Below are 20,397 nucleotides of genomic sequence, written 5' to 3'. Positions count from 1 at the left end.
AACTAAGCGTTTTTCACGTGTTTGAACTAGAAAGTTCAAATTCAAGGCGTGTGAAAAATCTAAACCGCAGTCCCGAAGTAGCTTTTGCAAGGTTTTTTGAACAAAAAACCAACAAAAAGCACAATCGGGATGAGGATTTAGATTTTGAGCAACAACGCAGAAGTTGGACTTTATAGACAAACACTATGTAGCCCTCTGGTTTGTTTTACAGGAAGGAAAATTTAACCGGATTCTGCTGAAGACCCTTGCCGGTTTTTTGCTCCCTTTATCTGTCCTCATTACAAAAGAAAGGAATATGCGAAAATCGTGGTTAATCATCACTGCTTTATTGCTCATCGTTTTGACAGTTGTAATGGTAGGCCATATGCATCCCCAAAAAAAGAAAGACATCCGTTTAAAATATTCCCAATTACCTCAATCTGACAGCCCGCAGCCCTAAGCGGGAGGTTTCTCCCCAAATGGTAACGCTCATAAAATAAGTCATTATGACGATACGAAAATTATTATTCCGCTATTCTTTATTGATCACTGCTTTGCTGGGATTGGCCATTGCCGGCCAGTTGATTTTAGATCGGGTGCAGAATAAGGAGCTTCAAACCAAGGCGGTGTCGGATCAAATAGCGCACGAAGTGGCTGCATTGGTTTTACTCACCAGTGAGTGGCCGGTTTTTCACTACGAGAGAATTTATCAGCAATGGGAAATCAAAAACAACCAGGTAAAGGAACTGATAAATCAAAACAACCCCGACTACAATGTATTAAGAGAAGATCTTGCAGTCCTTGAGGCGAGGTTTAAAGAGCTAATGGAAACAAGGGGTGACTTGGGTAAGGATTTCCCGATTGACCAAATGCACCTTCTAACCGAAAAACAGGAGAGGCTGGTGACACAAAACCAGGTCGTTTCGCAGGGCATTATCGATAAAACCTTTGAGATTTCGGAAAACGCCATGGCACGTTTTGAGAAACTTCAGGATCTTAGCTCCCTTGGATTAATTCTTTTTTTACTGCTGGTCGCTGTGGTCATTTTTAACGCTTCAGGCAAGCTGATCAAACGAATTACGGTCCCTATTGAAAAGCTCCAGAGCCGGGTGCTTGAGTTTGAAAAAAGAGATTACAAAAATGGGATTAACCATGAAGAGGAACAAAACTATCTGAAGAACACCACGGATACCCTTATTCTGGGGCGGGCGATTAATTCCATGCTTCAAGCCATTCAAAGCAGCGTGGCTGAACTTCGAACGCAAAACACGTATATAAGAACCATCCTTGATAATATTCCACTGGGTGTAGCTGTTAATAAGTTAGACGGAGCAGGCGAGGTAACTTACATCAATCAGCAATTTCAAAATATTTACGGATGGCCCGGAGAAGTTTTGACTGATCAGGCGGTTTTCTTTGAGAAAGTGTACCCCGATCCCAATTATCGTCATCATATAAAGGAACGGATATTGAATGACATTGGAAGCCGGGACCCGGAAAAAATGCGGTGGGGAAATGTTGAAATTACAACCCAAGACGGGGTCAAAAGAAGAGTGGATGCACAAAATATTCCCTTGTTTGAACAAAACCTGATGATCTCAACGGTTTTGGATGTAACCAAACAAAAGCAGGCGGAACATCAGTTGATTCATAGCGAGCAGCGCTACCGAAACCTGTTTATGAACTCGCCTGATGCCATCTTCATTAATTTGAATGATAAAATTGTTTTGGCCAACAAGGCCTTTCTGTATCTTATGAAGGCCCAAAACATGAAGGAAGTCATCGGTAAAACCCCTTATGATGTTTTTCACCCGGGGTGTCATGAAAAAATAAAGGATAGAATCTATGCTGTCCGTGAACTGGGTGAAAAGATTCCCTATTTTGAAGAAAAAATCGTTAACCTGGAAGGAGAGGCAACAGATGTTGAAGTCCACAGGTCGGGGTTTTTAATGGAAGAAGACAAGGCTATTCATGTCATTTTGCATGATGTCACCGAACGAATTAACCGGGAAAGAGAGATAGAAAAAAATCAGACTTCTCTGAAACAATTGACTACCGAACTAACGCTGATTGAAGAAAAACAACGCAAGGAAATTGCCGGCAATATCCACGACCACCTGAGTCAGTCTCTGGTGATTTCCAAAATGAAACTGAATGATTTGATTATGGATCCCTCAACGAAATCTGATACTCAGAAATTGGAGTCCATAAAGAATCACATTTCCGATGCTCTTGAAAACTCCAGAAACATCACCTACGATTTAAGTCCGCCCATTCTTTATGAGCTGGGCCTTGTGGAAACGATGTACTGGCTCATCGAAAAAACCGAAAGGGAACACGATCTGGCAATTGATTTTCAAACTGACTTTGAGAAAACAGATTTGCCCGAAACCGACTTGATTCTGGTTTACCGTTCAGTTCAGGAGGTCATTTACAACATCATTAAGCATGCCCGGGCAACTGAAGTGAATGTTTTGTTTCAGAATAAAAACGGAGGCGTGAATATTGTCATTCGTGACAACGGGAGGGGCTTTGATGTGACTTATTTGAAAGCCAAACAAGAAAGAGGAAAGAGCTTTGGCCTGTTTGCCGTACAAGAACGCATCGAGAATATGGGCGGACAATTCACGCTTGATTCAAAGCCAGGCAGTGGTACAACAGTAGAATTTTTACTACCTTTTGCTATAAATTCAGATGCTGATGGCAATAAAAATATTACTGGCTGATGACCATAAAATCCTCCGCGACGGACTGCGCAACGTCATAGAAAAAAATGTGGCCATGGAAGTGGTTGGTGAAGCAACCAATGGGCGGGAGGCCATAAAATTGTGTGAGAAACTGAATCCTGATGTGGTCATTATGGACGTGGGCATGAAAGAGCTGAACGGAGTGGAAGCCACCAGGCAAATTACTCAGACCAATCCCGAGATAAAGGTCATTGGACTCTCCATGCATTCCAATAAACGGTTTATTCTGGGCATGTTTAAAGCGGGTGCTTATGGTTATCTGCTGAAAGATTCCGACTCGGATGAACTTATCAAGGCCATTCAGACAGTAGCGGCCAATAAAAAGTACATCAGTCACGATATTTCGGCAACCATTCTTCAGGAATTAATATCACCCGGCGAAGAGACAGAAATTGAGCTTAGTAACCGGGAGAAAGAGATTCTTCAGCTCATCGCCGAGGGAAAGTCCTCAAAAGAAATTGGGGACCTTCTGTTTCTCAGCTCCAAAACCGTTGATGCCCATCGTAAAAACATTATGGACAAACTGCAATTGTTTACCATTCCCGATTTGACCAAATACGCCATCAAAACCGGGCTTACATCACTTGGTGAGTAGGATTTAGGAATCCTTAAGCAAATCACTCACTTCATTTACGCAATATTCCTATTTCACCACTTTTTGATTGTCATCACCTTTGTGCCGTATCAAAAAGGAATTGGTGATGAAAGATTTGAAGAACGTTGTACAGCTCAATATTGAAAGGGCCAAAAAGGAGTTTTTCTCTTTTATGGATGCCCTGCCATATGGGGTTTTTCTGATCGACATGAATCGGGAGATTTATTTTGCCAATACTCTGGCAAAGAAGATGACCGGAAACTCCAATCTAAAACAAGTACATTGCTCCGATATTTTCACCAGCATTGAAGGAGATGACTTTTCTTTTCCGGAAGTTGGGAAAACCCATGTTTCGAGGACCAATATTCGCCACAAAGGCCGCTGTTTAATACCGGTTCTGAAAACCTCCCAGTCCATCGTGTTTAACTTCAAAAATTATTTTCTGGATGTAGTTACAGATAACCGGGAACAGGTTGCTACCGAAAAAGCTCTGTTGGAAAAAACCCGGGAATTAAATAATATCATCGCAGAGAAACAGGAGGCTGAACAAAAAACCCGGCAGGAAGCCCAAAAATTTGAAACGCTCTTTGAAGAAGTGCCCGATGCGGTGATGGTGAATGATTTTGACGGACGCTTTCTGAGAGTGAACTCCAAAGCTTGCCAAAGACTTGGTTACTCTAAGGATGAGTTGGAAGCGATGAATTTGTCGCAAGTCATTTCGAAGGAGGATCAGGAGCAGAAAGAAAACCTGCTACATCAACTAATGAAGGGGAATAGTATGTTGTTTGAAGCGGTCAATATATCAAAGTCAGGAGAAAGAATTCCTGTTGAGGTTTTTGCAAAAAAGATTGACTTTGATGACCAACCGGCTATCCTCAGCAGTGTGCGGAATATCGCCGACCGCAAACAATACGAAAAAGAGTTGATCGATGCCAAAAGAAAAGCCGAAGAAGCCGACCGATTGAAAACGCAGTTTCTTCACAATATCAGTCATGAAATACGAACACCCCTGAATGGGATTGTTGGGTTTTTAGACTTATTGGCAGACGATCAGTTGCCCATGGATCAAAGAATGGAAATTCTTGGCATCATGCGTCAAAGCAGTGACCGGTTGATTGAGACCGTTACTGACATTGTGGAAATGTCTAAAATTCAGGCTTGCCGGCCGGATCTGAACAGCGACCGGTTTAAAATCATTGACGAACTGGTGGCCTTAGAGAAGGAAGCCCGGTCATTATTTGCTGCCGGGGAAGTTAATCTTTCCTGGGCTTATTCCCCTCACCTTGAAGACTATCAAGTCGAAACTGACCGGGAGTACTTCAGGCAGATAATCAGTCAGTTAATGAGTAACGCATTCAAGTTTACCTCTGAAGGCTCTGTTAAGCTCGATGCTTCCGTTGAAGGAGACAATCTGGCCATAACTGTATCTGATACCGGTATTGGAATTGAGAAAAGTGAAATAGGGAAGATTTTCAAACCGTTTCATAAAACTGAGGACACCATAAAAGAAGCAATAGATGGCAACGGTCTGGGATTGACATTGGCAAAGAACAGGGCTATGGCTATGGGTGGTGATGTTGAGGTTGCTTCCCAATACGGTGAGGGTTCTGTGTTTAGGTTTATTTTGCCAGGCTTATCGAAAAAAGAAATACCACCTTCTAAGGACCCCCTTTCTGAAAAAGATCTAAAAGATAAAACCATTCTGATTGTTGAAGATGCTGAATCCAACTACCTCTACCTCGAAGCAGTTTTAAAAAAGAAAGGGTGCAAAGTCCTGCACGCCTTAAATGGTGCGCAGGCAGTAAAAATGGGCTTAAACGGTCACCAAATTGACCTTATAATCATGGACCTGAGTATGCCTGTAATGGACGGTTTTAAGGCCACCCAAAAGATCAGGGAAAAGAACAAGGATGTCCCCATCATTGCGCATTCTGCATTTGTGTTAAACAATGAGAAAGCTTTCGCGCTTCAGTCAGGCTGTAATGATTTTCTGGCCAAGCCGGTAAAGCAGGAGGATCTGATTGCCGTTATGCTTAAACTCCTAACCTGAATAATTTGATTGCCAGGTTTTAATCAGCACTTTTTAAGCAAAGAATCTGGTGTAATTAAGCATTTTGCTTATTTGAACCAAACGAAGAAGGAGGTAACTATGCAGAAGTCGAACGATTTTTATGATGTTATGATCTGCCAGCACAATATATTACTGATTGAAGACGATGCCCGGATAGGATCGTGGATCAGTCAGAAGTTAAATAAGCTTGATAATATCGGCTCTTTAAAATGGACTTCCACCCTTGCCGAAAGTCTGGAAGCTCTGGATAGTCAAATGCCCGATGTTGTGATTCTGGATTTAAAGCTGCCTGATGGCAACGGAACAGATGTGCTTAAAAAAATCCGGAACGAGAATTTGCCGGTCAAGGTTTTGGTATTTTCTATGAATGCGGGTATGAAAAGCGTCTGTCGCCGGCTTGGAGCTTATCGATTTTTTGATAAAGCAAGTGACGGAGAAGAATTGATTAAATATTTATCGGATTTTTGTGGTGAGTAGTCTGTCCGGCAACGCTTCCAATTCTCTGGCGTCCAGGATTTACCCTCCATCTTCTAACTTCTGACCTCTAACCTCTACCTTCCAGTATTCACCCTCCATCTTCTATCTTCCAGCCTCTAACCTCTAACCTCTATCTTCCAGCCTCTAACCTCTAACCTCCAGCCTCTAACCTCTACCTTCTAACCCTAGCCTCCAAAATCCAATACATTCACCGACGCCTCCATAGCATTATATACCAGTAATTTCCCCGATAAAACTTCGCCCTCCCCAAGAATAATCTTGATGACTTCGCCTGCTTGCATGCTGCCTAATATTCCGGGCAATACACCCATTACACCGAGTGGCAAATTTTTCTCATCCGGGGTTTCGGAAAACAAATCGCTGTATGAGGGGCCTCCCTGGTAATTGAAAACAGACAGTTGGCCTTCAAACTCTCCGATGGAAGCATGGACGAAGGGTTTTCGCTGCTTTCGGGTCTCTGCATCGATGCATTGGCGGGAGTGGAAATTATCAGTGGCCCCCACCACAATGTCGAATTGCGAGACAATTTCTTCCGCATTGGATTCGTCAAGTATAAAGGGGAAGGTGGGGATGTCTATATCGGAGTTTAGCTTTTGCAGGGTTTCTTTAGCCATCTCCACTTTCGGTAGACCAACCTGATCTTCCCGGTAAAGAATTTGGCGTTGAAGATTTGACAGGCTTACTTCGTCGTCGTCAACTATGCCAATGGTGCCAACGCCTGCAGCTGCAAGGTACTGCAAAACGGGCGATCCCAGTCCCCCGGCACCCACTACCAGTACTTTGGCGTTGAGAAGTTTTTGCTGACCGGCTTCTCCAATCTGTGGAAGAATGATGTGCCGGTTGTATCGTTCTTGCTGTTGCTGGTTCATCTTTTTCATTTATTTCTGCATATAGCTGTCCCAATCCTTCCACACTACTTCATAGCCCTGTTCTTTGATGACCGATGCGATTTCGGCCGGGGAGCGGTCGTCGTGTACCGAAAATTGCTCCGTGGTTTCTTCGTTTCCCGAGTAACCACCGGGATTGGTCTTTGAGCCCGCACTGTAAGCGGTAACCCCCAGTTTCAACATATTGTCTCTGAACTTAGGCTCCTCGCGGGTGGAGAGAGACAACTCCACATGTTCGTTAAAGAGTCGATAAGCACAGATGATTTGCAGCAGATCGCGATGACTTGTTTTGTAGTTGGGTTCGAAAGTGCCCAGGTGTGGTCTCAGGCGTGGGAAGGAGATCGAGTATTTGGTTCTCCAGTATTTGTTTTCGAGATATTGCAGATGCAGGGCCGTGAAGAAAGAATCTACTCTCCAGTCTTCAAGGCCAATCAGGCATCCCAGTCCTACTTTATGAACCCCGGCCTCTCCTAGTCGGTCAGGTGTTTCTAAGCGATATTGGTAATTAGATTTCTTCCCTGCCGGATGGTATTTTCTATAATTGCTTTCGTTATAAGTTTCCTGATACACATAGACGGTGTTCAGTCCGTGCTTTGTTAGCCTTTTGTACTCCTCCGTTTTGAGCGGTTGAATTTCAATGGAAATTAATGAGAATTTATCCGACAGGGCTGCCATCATTTCTTCGAAGTATTCAACCCCACAGTCTTTGCTTGATTCGCCCGATACCAGGAGAAGATGCTCAAAACCTTCTTCGCGCAATTTTCGGGCTTCAGCCAGCACCTGCTGTTTGGTCAGAATGGTTTTGTCAAACTGGTTGTTGAGATTGAAACCACAATAGACACAGCTGTTGGTGCAGGCATTGGAAACATACATAGGCACGTAAAACTGGATGGTCTTCCCAAATCGCTTTTGAGTGAGCTGCATACTTTTCTGTGCCATCAGTTCCAGATATGGTTTGGCAGCAGGTGAGATCAAGGCCTGAAAATCGTTTATGGTCAACTTATCCTTACCGAGGGCGCGTTTTACGTCGTCGGCGGTCTTTTTGTAAATCCGGGTTGTGATCTCTTCCCAGTTGTATTTTTTTATTTCGTCGTAAAAACTCATCTGTTTGTTGTTCGGTATTGTTTGAAAATCCTCTGCGTTTCTCCGTGTCCTCCACGGTTAAACCAATTTTCCGGTATCACCAGGGAAACCTTAAATGGTTCACTAACACTTCTGCCTAAACCCCTCTACTCACTATAACTATAAACTATCCACTAACCTTCAAGCTCCTCTAAAAAAGATGTCAACGGACTACTTGCTTCCGCTTTGATAGATTTCCCGGCCAGCTTTGCTTCAAAAGCCATCCGCCCCGACTGAACCGCCAGTTTAAAAGCTTCTGCCATCTGCACCGGTTTTGGAGAGACCGCTATGGCTGTGTTGACCAATACCGCATCCGCGCCAATTTCCATGGCCCGGGCGGCATGCGATGGTGCGCCAATGCCCGCATCCACAACTACAGGCACGTTACTTTGCTCAATGATGATTTCCAGAAAATCCAATGTTCGCAAACCATTATTTGACCCAATGGGAGAGCCCAGGGGCATGACTGCTGCCGTGCCTGCCTCTTCCAGTTTCTTACACAAAACCGGGTCGGCCTGTACATACGGCAATACTGTGAAGCCAAGTTTTACCAGTTCTTTGGCGGCTTTCAGGGTTTCTTCCCCGTCGGGCAATAGGTATTTGGGATCGGGATGGATCTCCAGTTTGATGATGTTGGTCCCCAGAGCCTCACGTGCTAACTGGGCTGCAAAAACAGCCTCTTCGGCTGTGCGAACTCCCGATGTGTTGGGCAGGAGATTTACTCCGGGGATGTCCAGATGCTTCAGCATGTCATCGTCGTCATCGTTGATGTCCACACGCTTGAGGGCAACGGTTACCAATTCGCTTCCGGAAGCCTTCACTGCTTGTTGCATCTCCTCATTTGAACTGAATTTGCCGGTTCCCACAAATAAGCGGGATGAGAAATTGTAGTCGCCTGTTTTTAATGTACTCATGGTTTACAGGATAGATTGTTAGATTTTAAGATATAAGATGATTTCTATTTACAAGGCACTTGAATTGCACCTTGCCTGCCTTATGACCATCCCCCTTCTGAGCGGCTTCTCCAATTAATAAAGAGGCACTAAGCGGATATGGCAGAATTACCCTGTCCCCGGAGGGGGCAAATTTGAATAACCCCGGGTCCACAACCCGGGGTGAGCTGAGCAAAGTGGGTGGGTCCCTGAAGGGGGCCAACTTCTACTAGAATGTCTTTGTTGCATAAATCTGTCATAGGTAGTTAATCGGGACAACGGGCTGTTGGACCTATGATCTTGCTGAACAAAGCTCCCGAAATAGCCACACCATGAATCCCGGTGCTTTTGATCGGTTCAATGTCCGATTCCAGCAGTCCTCCTACAGCTACAATGGGGGTTGAAATATTTAATTCTCTCAGCTGGCCCATAATTTTTTGGTATCCATCGAGACCTATAACCGGACTCAGGTTTTCTTTGGTGCTGGTAAAGCGGAAAGGTCCCAGTCCCACGTAATCGGCTCCCTTCGAAACTTGTCGCCGAATATCTTCAAGCGTATTGGCGGTTCCCCCGATAATTATCCCATTGCCCAGAATTTCCCGGGCTTCATTCACCGGCGTGTCTTTTAATCCCAGGTGGAGGCCGTGAGCACTCACTTTTTGGGCAATGCTTACGGAGTCGTTAATAATCAAGCGGCCATTAAGGGCTCCCGCATAATCCATGGCCTTTTCGGCTTCTGCCAGGATTTCTGCTTCAGAGGCCTTTTTCATACGAATCTGAACCCACTTTATACCATTCTGAAACATCAGTCTGGCCTGCTCTGAGTGGCTGCATGCCGTGTCGTCGCGGGTGATGTATTGTATGTCGGGTATCTCTTTCATTGCTCTGCTTTTTTTACGCTGTTGTAGACTTTATAAAAACGCTCATGAATCCGGGTGTCCGTTTCCGAATGATTCCCCCAGACTTTCCCGAGCACAGCTGCTCCGTCGAATCCGGTCTTTTGCAGGAGGGATATGCTTATCTCTGTGACTCCGCCAAGGGCAACAATCTTGCTTTCCCTTGGCTTTTGCAGATATGATTTCACGGCATTCAAATCCAGTTTACACGAGTATCCCGGTTTGGAAATACTGGGGAATACAGGACTCAGAAACTGGTAGTCGAAAAGCTTATCCAGTTTTGCCACTTCTACCAGACTGTGCGCTGAGGTGCTGTTTATGTGCCCCCGAAAGGTTGATCGTAATTGCCTGTTCCGGGTTGAAAAGTGAAGACCTTTTAAACCAAATTCCTGCGACAGAGGGTAGGCGTCGTGGAGCATTATCTTATGATGCATCTCTGACGGAATCCTGGATAGGAAACCCTTGTATGCATCCATAGTGGCACCAGGCTTTCGAAGGTGAAACGTAAAATCATATCCAGCCAAAAGCTCCGTCACGATTTCGGTCTCGCCTTCAAAAAACTGTTCATGTGAAATCAGGTAAAGTTCCATAGCTACAGGTATATTTCATTGCCTTTTTGGGCAAACTCCCTTTTCTTCTGGTCGGCTTTTTCGGCAAGCTCACGCACTTCCATTGAAGCCCGCATAGAACAGAAATTCTCTCCGCACATGGAACAGAAGTGGGTAGATTTGTAACCTTCATCAGGCAATGTCTCATCGTGAAACTGCATGGCTTTTTCGCTGTCCAGAGCCAATGAGAACTGGTCTTTCCAGCGAAACTCGAAGCGCGCTTTGCTCATGGCATCGTCGCGGTATTGAGCGCCCGGAAAACCTTTGGCCAGATCGGCAGCATGGGCAGCCAGTTTGTAGGTTATCACTCCTTCTTTAACATCGTTCTTGTCGGGGAGCCCCAGATGCTCTTTCTGAGTGACATAGCACAACATGGCTGTGCCGTAGGCTGCAATCATTGCACCTCCTATGGCCGAGGAGATGTGGTCGTAACCCGGCGAAATGTCCGTCACCAAAGGACCCAGGGTGTAGAAGGGGGCATCGTCGCAATACTTTTGCTGAAGCTCCATGTTATCTTTTACCAGATGCATGGGTACATGCCCGGGGCCTTCAATAATGGCCTGAACATGTTTTTTGCGGGCAATTTGTGTTAACTCACCCAGCGCTTTAAGCTCACCCAGCTGACTCTTGTCGTTGGCATCGGACTGAGAACCGGGACGCAGCCCGTCGCCAAGCGACACCGCCACATCGTATGCGGCCAGAATGTCGCAGATATCTTCAAAGTGAGTGTAAAGGAAGTTTTCCTGATGGTGAATCAGAATCCACTTGGCCATGATGGACCCACCGCGTGAAACGATTCCGGTTGTCCGGTGAATGGTGTGGGGAATGTGTTCCCAAAGCAATCCGGCATGAATGGTGAAGTAATCCACTCCCTGCTCGCATTGCTCAATTAGGGTGTCTTTGTAGATTTCCCAGGTAAGATCGGCCACATTGCCATTGACTTTTTCCAGCGCCTGGTATAGAGGTACGGTTCCTACAGGTACAGGACTGTTGCGGATGATCCATTCGCGTGTTTCGTGGATGTTGGCCCCGGTAGACAAATCCATGATGGTATCGGCGCCCCAGCGGAATGCCCATACGGCTTTTTCCACTTCCTCATCAATGCTTGATGTGGTGGGAGAGTTGCCAATATTGGCATTGATCTTAACCAGGAAGTTTTTCCCAATAATCATGGGTTCCGACTCGGGATGATTGATATTTGCCGGCAGAATGGCCCTGCCGGCCGCTATTTCATCCCTTACAAACCCGGGAGTGATGTGCGTGGAGGGTATGCGGTAAAATTTTTCGCAACCTTCCTTATATTTGTATTTCTGTTTTAGCTCATCAATACGCTGATTTTCCCGAATCGCCACATATTCCATTTCAGGAGTGATGATGCCTTGTTTGGCATAATAGTATTGCGAAACGGATTTTCCTGATTGGGCTTTAGATGGTGTTGTGTTGTAGTGTGCAAAACGGATACTGTCAAGTGACTGGTCGTTCAGGCGGCCCCGTCCGTACTCCGAGGAGAGGCCGTCCAGTTTCTGCACATCACCTCTTGCTTCAATCCAGGACTCACGCAGACGGGGAAGACCTTTTTCGATATCCACTTCAATGTCGTTATCGGTGTAAGGGCCCGATGTATCATATACCGTAACGGGATCGTTTTTCAAGACATTTCCCTGCCGGTCTTTTGTGTCGGACAAATGAATTTCGCGCATGGCTACTTTAATGTCGTGCAATTTCCCGGGCACATATATCTTTTTGGAACTGGGAAAGCTTTCCTGGGTGATGCCTTTTACCCCCTTGTTTTCTGATGAGTTTTGCATTCGAGTATGGTGTTATTAAAGAACAGACCTTTAAATAGATCTTTAGATTTATAGATGCTTAGTCGTAAGATGTTCCGGATGCTGCCGCTTTGATGATTTTAAGCAAATCGGATCAGTTCAACCACCTTTCGTGGCCGAGATGACAAGGACTTTATCGTTTTCCGAAAGTTGTTTGGATGCCCATTCGGAGGCTCTTATGACTTTATTGTTGACAGCAACAGCAATCCCTTTCTTCTTATCAATGCCTTTTTCTTCCAAAAGAGCATGCAAAGAAGCCTCGTCGCTGAGTACAACTTGTTCGTTGTTCAGGTAGACAAACATATGATCTGAAAATTGTGGGAGTACAAAAAGTGGAAAGTCATACAGTCCCTTAACAGCATTACCTGTTCAGGTTCCTAGGGTATGATCTCAGCCGGTAAATTGGCACCCCCTGATTAAACATTGAGACAACAAAGGAATAGAAAAAAACGATAGGGTCAAAATTTATTGTGGTTAGTTTCTATTTGCTAATTTTTTAGAAATTAAGCAGTAGAGACGCACGGCCGTGCGTCTTTGCTTTCAGAACAAAACTCCATTACCTGAAAACAATCCCAAAGTAAACACACCCCTTAATAATCTATTTTTTCGGCTCTTAGGTGTAGCTCGGTGGTTTTTGTCCCATCCGGCCAATGTATCATGCCCCATGCTTTAATTCCCATTCCCCCTTTCCACCGTCTTACCCTTCTACCATTCCACCATCTTACCATTCCACCCTTTCCTGTTCTTTTCTATTCTTTATTGTTATTTTAGTCCCCTTAAATTTTTACAGATAAAATCGCGACTATGAAATCCTTATTGCTAACTATAGTTTTAATTTCCTTTTCATTTTTATCCCCCATGGGTGTCACTGCACAGGAATCGGAGAAAGTCTGGAACGGCCACAAATGTGCCGTGGTCTTAACTTACGATGATGCTCTGAATGTACATCTCGACAATGTGGTGCCGGCATTGGATGCAGCAGACATAAATGGGACGTTTTATGTTCCCTGTAATGCATTACCTCTGATAGAGCGAATGGACGAATGGCGGGAAATAGCCCGAAACGGTCATGAGCTGGGCAATCATACTATATTTCATCCCTGCGATGGCAGTTTGGCCGGGCGCGAATGGGTAAGTGCCGATCAGGATCTTTCCACTTATTCTTTTTTCCGGCTGATGGAAGAAATTCGGGTAGGAAACGCAATGTTGAAAGCCATTGACGGAAAAGAGCATCGAACTTTTGCTTATACTTGTGGTGACAAATCTGTGGAAGACTCCTCCTTTGTAGAAGCTATTTCAAAATGGTTCCCGGCTGCACGTGATGTTATGTTTCGTATAGAGCATCAGGATGAGGTCAATCCAATGGAAGTAGGATCTTTTTTTGTGATGAATAACACCGGTGAAGAACTCATTGCCCAGGTGGAAAAAGCCCGAATGGAGGGAGGCCTGTTGGTGTTTCTTTTTCACGGGGTAGGAGGCGAACATGCCCTCAACGTTTCGCTTGAGGCTCATAATAAATTAGTGGAATACCTTCAGACCAATAAAGAATATATCTGGGTGGCCCCATTGGTTGAAGTGGCAGATTATTTCTAACTAAGAGATTATTGCAATAGGCCCTTAAAATAAAACTAAACGCAGACACTGTGACGCAAAGTTTTTATTATGAGTGAGTCGAATGTCTTTGTGTCATTTGCATAAACAATTAATTATTAAATACTCCAATAGTTTTACTGGTATAGTGTTGTTGGTAATCCTAATTAAAAGGCTAACCCTATTTTCACACTCAAACCGACCCTTACACGGCACCGACTCGCGCCTTCGTCACGTCAAAAGACTTCCAGGGCGTTGCCCTTGAGATAAGTTCACTTGGGCCTTCAGCCCGGAATCAAAAAAAATATCAGAACACCTGGGAGGGAATACCCTGGATGAAAACTCCTTTTTTATATACGACACCTTCGGCGTCCTTCTTCTATACAGGTATATCTATAAATATTGGAGACCTTCGGCCTCCTCAGGGTGGTTTACTCATGCTCAATGCTGTAATAACTGATTTGCTTCTCAGTACCCTCTCACCCATTCACCGTTCTGCCCTCACTGAATACTGACCACCAATTACTTAAAAACTTGTTACCACCCCTTTCTGCGCCATGCTCCTTGCCCCATGCAATGCTGGCTGAGGAGTTTGCAATCTAATATGCGATCAGGAATGTGAAGTCCCCCAACCTTCCACCGTTTTTCTTTCTACTCATTCAACGTCTCAGCCACCTCTTCCACTTTGAGAAGGCCATCTTCAAGCAAGCTTATGTTTTCAAGATACTTATGAGTGGCAGATTCCACATCCTTTTTGCCATGGGCTATGATGTCGAAAGAACTGGACAGGCGGCCCACCACGTTGCCGATTTCAGCCGATTGTTTTTTCGTTTCTTCTGACATTTTTATGATTTCGCCTGACAACACGCGAAACCCTGCTCCGGCTCCTTTGTTTTTACCATTGTATCCGATGCCTGCAGCTTCAATGGAAGCGTTGAGCCCCATGATTTTGATACGGTCCGCAACCTCATTAATGAATCCAACGATTTGATGTGTTGCTTCCACTTCCCGGCCTGATTTTTCCTGGTTGGTAAGCAATTCCGAGATTACACCTGTAACTTTTTCCTGGTGGATAGCCAACAGGTTCAGTCTTTCACGCAGCAGTGATAACTCATTGAGCAGAACATCAGCAGCTGTCTTTCTTCTGTGGATGTCGGTATCGATGGTGGCCAGGTAAATAACTTCTCCCTCGTCGTTGAAAATGGGTGTCAGCGTGGTGTGCGTCCATATCTCCCGGCCATCACGGGTAGTATTGGGGGCATCATAGAAAACCGGCTCGCCGGATGTTTTGCATCTGCGCAGGCGCTCATCGATAATTCCACTGAAGCTTGTTTGGCGGATGTTGCTCCCCCTGGTAGCAATGAATTCTTCATAAGTGTAACCGTACATGCGGGTAAAGCCATCATTGAGCCACTCAATGTTTCCTTCAGTATCCATGATCATAATGGCATTTTCGGTTTGAGTGGCAACAATGGATAGCAGCTCCATTTGTTTCTGGCTTGCATCCGAAGGTGTGGTTTCCGTTTTTGCTGCTGCTTTTTGCTTTAAAACCTCAATTTCAGCTTGCTGTTTTTGAAGTTTTTTACTGAGCTTTTTCGATTTCTTCTTTTGAGTGAAATACCCCCAGGCAAAAGGGGGTATTAGGCATAAAATTAAAAAATAGTACAACATAAGGTAAGTTCGGTGATGGTTAGTCGATGCAAAACTATTAAAAAAATGAATAACCCCCTTTTGTTGAGTGGTTCTTTGTGCTTTGTTTTTTGTTTTTTAACATATTGACTCTTGACTTTTTCCAAATCTCTGAAAATGGCTTGTTTGTCTTGTGAAATCCGCCTTTGGTCAAAAATAAAAAGCCTTTTATCTTGAAAAACAATCTTTTACAATTTCATGGCGTACAAACTAATCCATAACATTTGCAGGGAAAGATTATGAACATGAGGTCGTTACATATTAATAGCAGGATGATTACCATCATTTTCTTTTTGATGGTATCTATGTCCGTATTTGGGGGAAGAGATAATGGCCGGTTCCGTACATTTAAGAAGGCCATGGCAGCAGCTGAAAATAAAGACTTTGAAACTGCCATGGCGTTGTACTCCGAGATATTGTCTCAAAATCCCGGTCATGTGGATGCCCTGACCCAGTTGGGTGTGTGCATGGTAACAGCGAATCAGTCTCTTGATTCTGCATTGGTACTATTTAACAAAGCGCTTAATATAATCCCACGGGAGGACCGGTTTTCTCCTTTTGGATTTGAACTTCAGCGGACAATTGCCCGCACACACAACCTGAATGCGCACCCCAAAAAGGCACTTGCCATTTTAAAGACGCTTAAGGATTCTGTGGAAAATACTCAACTGAAAAATGAACTTCGAACCGAGATTTTGCAGACCAGAAATGCTGCGGTATTGTTGAAGAACCCCGTGCCATTAAAGATTACCAATCTGGGTGATCAGTTCAACTCCGGTTTTGATGATCACAGTCCCCTGGTGTCACTTACGGGGAATCGTATCTTCTTCACCTCCAGGAGGCCTGCAGGAAGAGACAAGGAGCTTTCGGACGGGCAGTATTCGGAAAAAGTATTTTTTGCAGAGCACAATGGTTATGAATGGGAACAGCCTAGACCAATGGGCCGTTTTTTTTCGCGTTCAGAGCATAAATCCATTTTGTCGCTTTCTCCGGATGGAAACCGAATCTTTTTATTTAAGAATGATCGTGAAGGCAAAAGCATCTATGTGAGTAATTACCGCAATGATGAATGGCAGGAACCAGAAAAATTGCCGCACCCAATTAATTCGGAGTGGGCTGAAACCCATGCCAGCCTTTCGCCCGACCAAAGTACTTTGTTTTTCACAAGTGATCGCCCCGGAGGATATGGAGGTCTTGATATTTACATGGTGAAACTGAATGAATACGGAAAATGGGGAGAACCCGTAAATATGGGTCCGGAGATTAATTCGGAGAAAGATGAAGAAACACCAATGTTACATCCTGATGGCAGGACTTTGTATTTTGCCTCTGAAGGGCACTCTTCAATGGGGCGCTTTGATGTGTTTTTTAGTCAGCTGGAAGAAGATGGCAGTTGGGCTGAACCCGTTAATATGGGGCACCCCATCAATACTCCCGACGATGACTTCTTTTTTGTTCCAACACTTGATAAAAGCCAGGCTTATTATGCATCCTATCGCTTTAAAGAGAATGTGGGGCGATCCGACATTTATAAAGTAGAGTTTGATTCTCTTTACAATGGCTCACTGGCCGTGATTGAGGGAACCATTCAAAACTCAAAGAACTTACCTGCTGAGCATATTCGGATTCTGGTTTCCCGCGATTCGGATAATAAGAGGGTTGGCGATTATCGTCCAAATCCTGAAACCGGTCGCTATCTGCTTTTTCTTGAAGCCGGTGAAAGTTACACCATAAAGGAGATGTCGCCTGAAAAAGAAGAGGAAGAGCAGGTTATTAATGTCCCCGAGCAACTGGCCTTTGATAATTCCGAGCAGGTTCTGATGGTTCAGGATCCCAGAATGCTGCCACCACTTAAGCCGGAGCAGGAGTCTTTTGGGGTTGATACCCGTAAGCTGGCAGAAAATAATCAGAAATCTGCCATGGAGAGGATCAATGACCAGGAAAGAGATACCACTTATACTATCCAGCTGATTGCTTTAAAACACTATCCCAAGGTTGGGCTGTGGTTTTTTAACGGATTGAATCTGGAGACTGTAAAAGCAATGGAAGGCCGCGATGGTTACCTTCGCTATGTTGCCGGTCATTTTGATTCCCGCGAGGAAGCCATTCGGTACCGTAGTAAAATACAACGCGAAGGTCATTTCGCCGATGCCTGGATCAGACCGTGGGAGCCTTTGAAGGAGCTCTCGAAAGGCCAGACGTTGCTGGCAGAGCGATAATTAATAGAATTTCTGCTTGGTGAACCATCTTTCAATCCAGGAAAAACTGATTTTTATGGTGTGATAATTTTCTTCTATCAAACCATTGTTTTCAGTGCCCTTTACAGAATGCTGGTAGGCGAGATGCAGGCGGTTTCCCAAATTGTTTAAGGGCAACGAAAACCCAGCACTGATGCCTTTTTCTTCAATTCTTGTGCCATTTACACTGAGGTATCCGTCAGAATAAAACAGGCCTGCTTCCCAGGACATACTGTTGATGAGTTTGTGCTTGTTTTTGGGGTGGGAATATGAAAACCCTGCCCCAAATGTTTGTGAATCGTGAAAGGTGCCATTTAATGTCTGACTGCCATTCAGTGTCGACCATTCGGAGAAGGAATAATCGGCTGAAAATTGCCATCCCGACTGCCAATGTTTTGCAAGTCCCGCTGTAAACATATTCGGGAGCCAGACATCTTCAGCCGATTGGTCCTCATTATAATAGGTGGTACTTTCGTCCTGCAGAATGGTTTGATTGGATGTGGCGTAGATATTGGTCTCGGGCTGCCAGGTAGCACCGGCATAAATATTCCCGTTATTTGTTTTGCCTTTGTATTGTAAACCGTATTTAAGATAAAGGTTGTTAAAATACCACTTTTTGCTGCTGCTGATGGTTATGCCGCTCAGATCCGAGTAATCGGCCGTTTCCATTATATCTGACGATCCCCAAAGGAAAGTGGCATCCACGCCGGCAGAGAAATTTTTTGTCAGTTTAATGCCATTGGATAATGTAACTCTTGACAGACCTCCGCTGCCTTCATATACCATGGGGTAATCCGATGTTGACCCTATAATATCATTGTTGGCATTGATTTCATAGCCTACACTTGAAAATGGATACAGCCCCAGAGACATGCCCCACCAGGGAGTTACCCTGAACCCCATGGACAGGATATCAAAATTGCTGTCAAAATTTGTTTGCTCTTTTCCGCCCATCGAAAACTTATTGATGGTGCCTTGCCCCTGCAGGTTGAAGTAAAATGACAGGGAATCAAGATGGCTTAGAGAAGCAGGGTTCAGTGTATTGAGATAACCATCTGAGGGCATTGCTACACCACTGTTTCCCATTGCTGCATTTTTAGCATGGGCAGGGGTCTCCAATATGCCAAAACCAAAAACAGAATAAGGCGATGAGGTATTGTTCTGTGCATCCAAATTCCCGGTAGAGGTTATCAGGATTAAGGCAATTAGCAATATTTTTAAATTATTCTTTGTCATAGTTGTAATAAAAAACATTTAATCTGGTTTCTGCAGAAGAGTCTGTATAGCCCTTAAATTTTAATTTGGTCACGCTTCCTTCAAGATCATCCTGTGACAAAGCCACGACAATACCTGTCCCGTCCGATATTACTTCCTCGTTAATTAAAGCATTCAGAAAATAGGTAATGTCGAAGCTATAAACCCAGGTCTCTTCATACAGAGATGTGGCTTGGGTAAGTGTACCCGTAACTGTGCTGCCTGAGCTGTCCACGATATAAGATGATAGTTGATTGATGTTATCCGCTTCCAGCAAAAAAAGTGATGAGGGAGGATTCTGTGTCTGGTTTTGTTCTTTATGGACTCCTATCAAAAGGTTGGCCTTTACTATCCGGCCTTTGTTTTCAAGGGCCTTCATTGAGGAAAGTCCTTCAATGTCAATTCGTGTGAAAAATCCGGTTCCACCCTGCAATACAGCCGAATGGTCGAGTTGTGTTTCCGAAACTGTTTGCTTGTAAGAGGTAAGCCCTTGCAGCAATGGTTCCTCAGAGATGCTTTCTATGTGGTTGAATTGATAGCTGGTCGATGTTAAGGGAAAATTATGTGTGATTTCAATTTCTTCAAGTTCTGTCAGATGTGTATATAGCCTGATATTAATGCTGCCTTCAGAGGCATTATACCCCATTATGGCATCAGATCCCTCCTTATCAGGAGTCAGAGCCACCCCTTTGATGATCTCCTCAAAATCAGCGGATGTCAGGAAACTGTTGCGTTGAAGTGTGTCTAAAAGCATTTTTCCCAGGTCATCAGATAATCTGATGGACAACTCCCTTTCGGCATTGGGCTCCGGATAATAATGAGAGCTGCCTGCAGGAACAGGTGAATAATCAAACCAGTCGTCATTACAGATAGTCCCTGATTTATTGGTAGTAATCTCTTCATCCAGTAAATGTACGTCCAGTCCAAATAATTTGGTCGTGTCGCCTAAATAATAGCCGGAATGATTCATCACCAGGCAAAGCGAATCAAATTGTTCTTTATCATCCACCCTACTTGTGGGAACTCCTATCCTGAAGAATGCTGTGGAGCTGGTTTCATGTGTTTCACTGTATCCGCATAATGCTACACCTGTAGCGGATGTTTCCACCGTGTCCATTCTGAAGGTGGATAAATCCAACGCAAATGTGTCTGTGATGGCTGTATAAGTATCCGAGGTTACAAAGTCATCTCCAATAGAAAAATCCCCCTCAGAACAGGAAGATGCGAGGGGGATCAGGATGAAAAGGAGGACCTGAAAAAGCAGATTAATTCCTTTTACCTTTTTGTTTTGCATGTTGCATTTAGTTTTCAGTTTTAAACCTTTGGCGAAAGTATGTCTCTGAAGCCGGCATCCCATTAATTTTCAACCATCGTGATAAACTTTATTACCAAATACCAAAACGATTCAACCAACCCAATAAAAGGCTGGATGTAGAGAATAAATCAAGGTTTGTATGATAAGAACC

At 44.4% G+C, this 20,397-nt stretch carries 16 protein-coding genes; 6 read left to right on the top strand and 10 right to left on the bottom strand.

Going from position 1 to position 20,397, the window contains the following annotated elements:
* The first annotated feature begins 485 nt into the window (after positions 1 to 485).
* The 4 genes from DDZ16_RS06010 to DDZ16_RS05995 all read left to right on the top strand — a co-directional run bounded on the left by DDZ16_RS06010 (position 486) and on the right by DDZ16_RS05995 (position 5,869).
* Entirely contained in the window at positions 486 to 2,705 is a 2,220-nt protein-coding gene (locus DDZ16_RS06010) for a PAS domain-containing sensor histidine kinase (protein ID WP_109263523.1), read from the top strand.
* Positions 2,680 to 3,321, top strand: a complete 642-nt coding sequence (locus tag DDZ16_RS06005; RefSeq protein ID WP_109263522.1) for a response regulator — start codon at positions 2,680 to 2,682, stop codon at positions 3,319 to 3,321. The genes DDZ16_RS06010 and DDZ16_RS06005 overlap by 26 nt, the downstream gene beginning before the upstream one ends.
* 106 nt (positions 3,322 to 3,427) lie before the next feature.
* Positions 3,428 to 5,371: a response regulator gene (locus DDZ16_RS06000; protein ID WP_109263521.1), complete on the top strand. Its 1,944-nt coding sequence runs from the start codon at positions 3,428 to 3,430 to the stop codon at positions 5,369 to 5,371.
* 99 nt (positions 5,372 to 5,470) lie between these two features.
* Positions 5,471 to 5,869 (top strand): response regulator, encoded by a 399-nt coding sequence (locus DDZ16_RS05995; protein WP_146192200.1) that lies wholly within the window; start codon positions 5,471 to 5,473, stop codon positions 5,867 to 5,869.
* A gap of 185 nt (positions 5,870 to 6,054) precedes the next feature.
* Here DDZ16_RS05995 and DDZ16_RS05990 read toward each other — a convergent pair whose 3' ends face one another.
* The 7 genes from DDZ16_RS05990 to thiS form a co-directional block, all read right to left on the bottom strand.
* Positions 6,055 to 6,768, bottom strand: a complete 714-nt coding sequence (locus tag DDZ16_RS05990; protein ID WP_198416679.1) for a HesA/MoeB/ThiF family protein — start codon at positions 6,766 to 6,768, stop codon at positions 6,055 to 6,057.
* A complete protein-coding gene (thiH, locus tag DDZ16_RS05985; protein WP_109263518.1) occupies positions 6,769 to 7,881 on the bottom strand; it encodes a 2-iminoacetate synthase ThiH in 1,113 nt (370 codons plus the stop codon).
* Positions 7,882 to 8,033: 152 nt separating this feature from the next.
* Positions 8,034 to 8,813, bottom strand: coding sequence for a thiazole synthase (locus tag DDZ16_RS05980; RefSeq protein WP_109263517.1), 780 nt, complete (start codon positions 8,811 to 8,813; stop codon positions 8,034 to 8,036).
* A gap of 284 nt (positions 8,814 to 9,097) precedes the next feature.
* On the bottom strand, positions 9,098 to 9,712 hold the full coding sequence (locus DDZ16_RS05970; protein ID WP_109263515.1) for a thiamine phosphate synthase: 615 nt from the start codon (positions 9,710 to 9,712) through the stop codon (positions 9,098 to 9,100).
* The gene (locus tag DDZ16_RS05965; protein ID WP_109263514.1) at positions 9,709 to 10,317 is read right to left on the bottom strand and encodes a thiamine phosphate synthase; all 609 of its coding nucleotides are present in this window, start codon (positions 10,315 to 10,317) and stop codon (positions 9,709 to 9,711) included. The genes DDZ16_RS05970 and DDZ16_RS05965 overlap by 4 nt, the downstream gene beginning before the upstream one ends.
* Before the next feature lie 2 nt (positions 10,318 to 10,319).
* A complete protein-coding gene (gene thiC, locus DDZ16_RS05960; protein WP_109263513.1) occupies positions 10,320 to 12,143 on the bottom strand; it encodes a phosphomethylpyrimidine synthase ThiC in 1,824 nt (607 codons plus the stop codon).
* A 117-nt stretch (positions 12,144 to 12,260) separates the two neighbouring features.
* Entirely contained in the window at positions 12,261 to 12,464 is a 204-nt protein-coding gene (thiS, locus tag DDZ16_RS05955) for a sulfur carrier protein ThiS (RefSeq protein ID WP_109263593.1), read from the bottom strand.
* 501 nt (positions 12,465 to 12,965) lie between these two features.
* On the opposite strand from thiS, the gene DDZ16_RS05950 reads away from it, so the two are divergent.
* Positions 12,966 to 13,754: a polysaccharide deacetylase family protein gene (locus DDZ16_RS05950; RefSeq protein WP_109263512.1), complete on the top strand. Its 789-nt coding sequence runs from the start codon at positions 12,966 to 12,968 to the stop codon at positions 13,752 to 13,754.
* Between the two features lie 648 nt (positions 13,755 to 14,402).
* Here the strand turns inward: DDZ16_RS05950 and DDZ16_RS05945 are convergent.
* Positions 14,403 to 15,422 (bottom strand): methyl-accepting chemotaxis protein, encoded by a 1,020-nt coding sequence (locus tag DDZ16_RS05945; RefSeq protein ID WP_109263511.1) that lies wholly within the window; start codon positions 15,420 to 15,422, stop codon positions 14,403 to 14,405.
* A gap of 263 nt (positions 15,423 to 15,685) precedes the next feature.
* Here DDZ16_RS05945 and DDZ16_RS05940 point away from each other — a divergent pair, with 263 nt between their 5' ends.
* Entirely contained in the window at positions 15,686 to 17,659 is a 1,974-nt protein-coding gene (locus DDZ16_RS05940) for a tetratricopeptide repeat protein (protein ID WP_158275615.1), read from the top strand.
* Here the strand turns inward: DDZ16_RS05940 and DDZ16_RS05935 are convergent, their stop codons facing one another.
* Together DDZ16_RS05935 and DDZ16_RS05930 are read right to left on the bottom strand one after the other, a co-directional pair.
* Positions 17,660 to 18,913 carry a PorV/PorQ family protein gene (locus DDZ16_RS05935; protein ID WP_232526564.1) on the bottom strand — a complete coding sequence of 418 codons (1,254 nt, stop codon included), beginning with the start codon at positions 18,911 to 18,913 and terminating at the stop codon, positions 17,660 to 17,662. It lies immediately after the preceding gene.
* Entirely contained in the window at positions 18,900 to 20,225 is a 1,326-nt protein-coding gene (locus DDZ16_RS05930) for a DUF4270 family protein (RefSeq protein WP_109263592.1), read from the bottom strand. Before DDZ16_RS05930 ends, DDZ16_RS05935 begins: the two co-directional genes overlap by 14 nt.
* Between the last annotated feature and the right edge of the window lie 172 nt (positions 20,226 to 20,397).

The sequence above is a fragment of the Marinilabilia rubra genome (assembly GCF_003121985.1).
Lineage (GTDB): Bacteria > Bacteroidota > Bacteroidia > Bacteroidales > Marinilabiliaceae > Marinilabilia > Marinilabilia rubra.
Note: the sequence above shows the minus strand (reverse complement) of the source record. Positions and strands in the feature narration are given on the sequence as shown.

Bases quoted from the DNA above. Each gene is read 5' to 3' on its own strand.
- DDZ16_RS05935 (WP_232526564.1), bottom strand. From the start codon at position 18,913: ATGACAAAGAATAATTTAAAAATATTGCTAATTGCCTTAATCCTGATA.
- thiC (WP_109263513.1), bottom strand. From the start codon at position 12,143: ATGCAAAACTCATCAGAAAACAAGGGGGTAAAAGGCATCACCCAGGAA.
- thiH (WP_109263518.1), bottom strand. From the start codon at position 7,881: ATGAGTTTTTACGACGAAATAAAAAAATACAACTGGGAAGAGATCACA.
- DDZ16_RS05950 (WP_109263512.1), top strand. From the start codon at position 12,966: ATGAAATCCTTATTGCTAACTATAGTTTTAATTTCCTTTTCATTTTTA.
- DDZ16_RS05990 (WP_198416679.1), bottom strand. From the start codon at position 6,768: ATGAAAAAGATGAACCAGCAACAGCAAGAACGATACAACCGGCACATC.
- thiS (WP_109263593.1), bottom strand. From the start codon at position 12,464: ATGTTTGTCTACCTGAACAACGAACAAGTTGTACTCAGCGACGAGGCT.
- DDZ16_RS05965 (WP_109263514.1), bottom strand. From the start codon at position 10,317: ATGGAACTTTACCTGATTTCACATGAACAGTTTTTTGAAGGCGAGACC.
- DDZ16_RS06005 (WP_109263522.1), top strand. From the start codon at position 2,680: ATGGCAATAAAAATATTACTGGCTGATGACCATAAAATCCTCCGCGAC.
- DDZ16_RS05945 (WP_109263511.1), bottom strand. From the start codon at position 15,422: ATGTTGTACTATTTTTTAATTTTATGCCTAATACCCCCTTTTGCCTGG.
- DDZ16_RS05980 (WP_109263517.1), bottom strand. From the start codon at position 8,813: ATGAGTACATTAAAAACAGGCGACTACAATTTCTCATCCCGCTTATTT.
- DDZ16_RS05940 (WP_158275615.1), top strand. From the start codon at position 15,686: ATGAGGTCGTTACATATTAATAGCAGGATGATTACCATCATTTTCTTT.
- DDZ16_RS06000 (WP_109263521.1), top strand. From the start codon at position 3,428: ATGAAAGATTTGAAGAACGTTGTACAGCTCAATATTGAAAGGGCCAAA.
- DDZ16_RS05930 (WP_109263592.1), bottom strand. From the start codon at position 20,225: ATGCAAAACAAAAAGGTAAAAGGAATTAATCTGCTTTTTCAGGTCCTC.
- DDZ16_RS06010 (WP_109263523.1), top strand. From the start codon at position 486: ATGACGATACGAAAATTATTATTCCGCTATTCTTTATTGATCACTGCT.
- DDZ16_RS05995 (WP_146192200.1), top strand. From the start codon at position 5,471: ATGCAGAAGTCGAACGATTTTTATGATGTTATGATCTGCCAGCACAAT.
- DDZ16_RS05970 (WP_109263515.1), bottom strand. From the start codon at position 9,712: ATGAAAGAGATACCCGACATACAATACATCACCCGCGACGACACGGCA.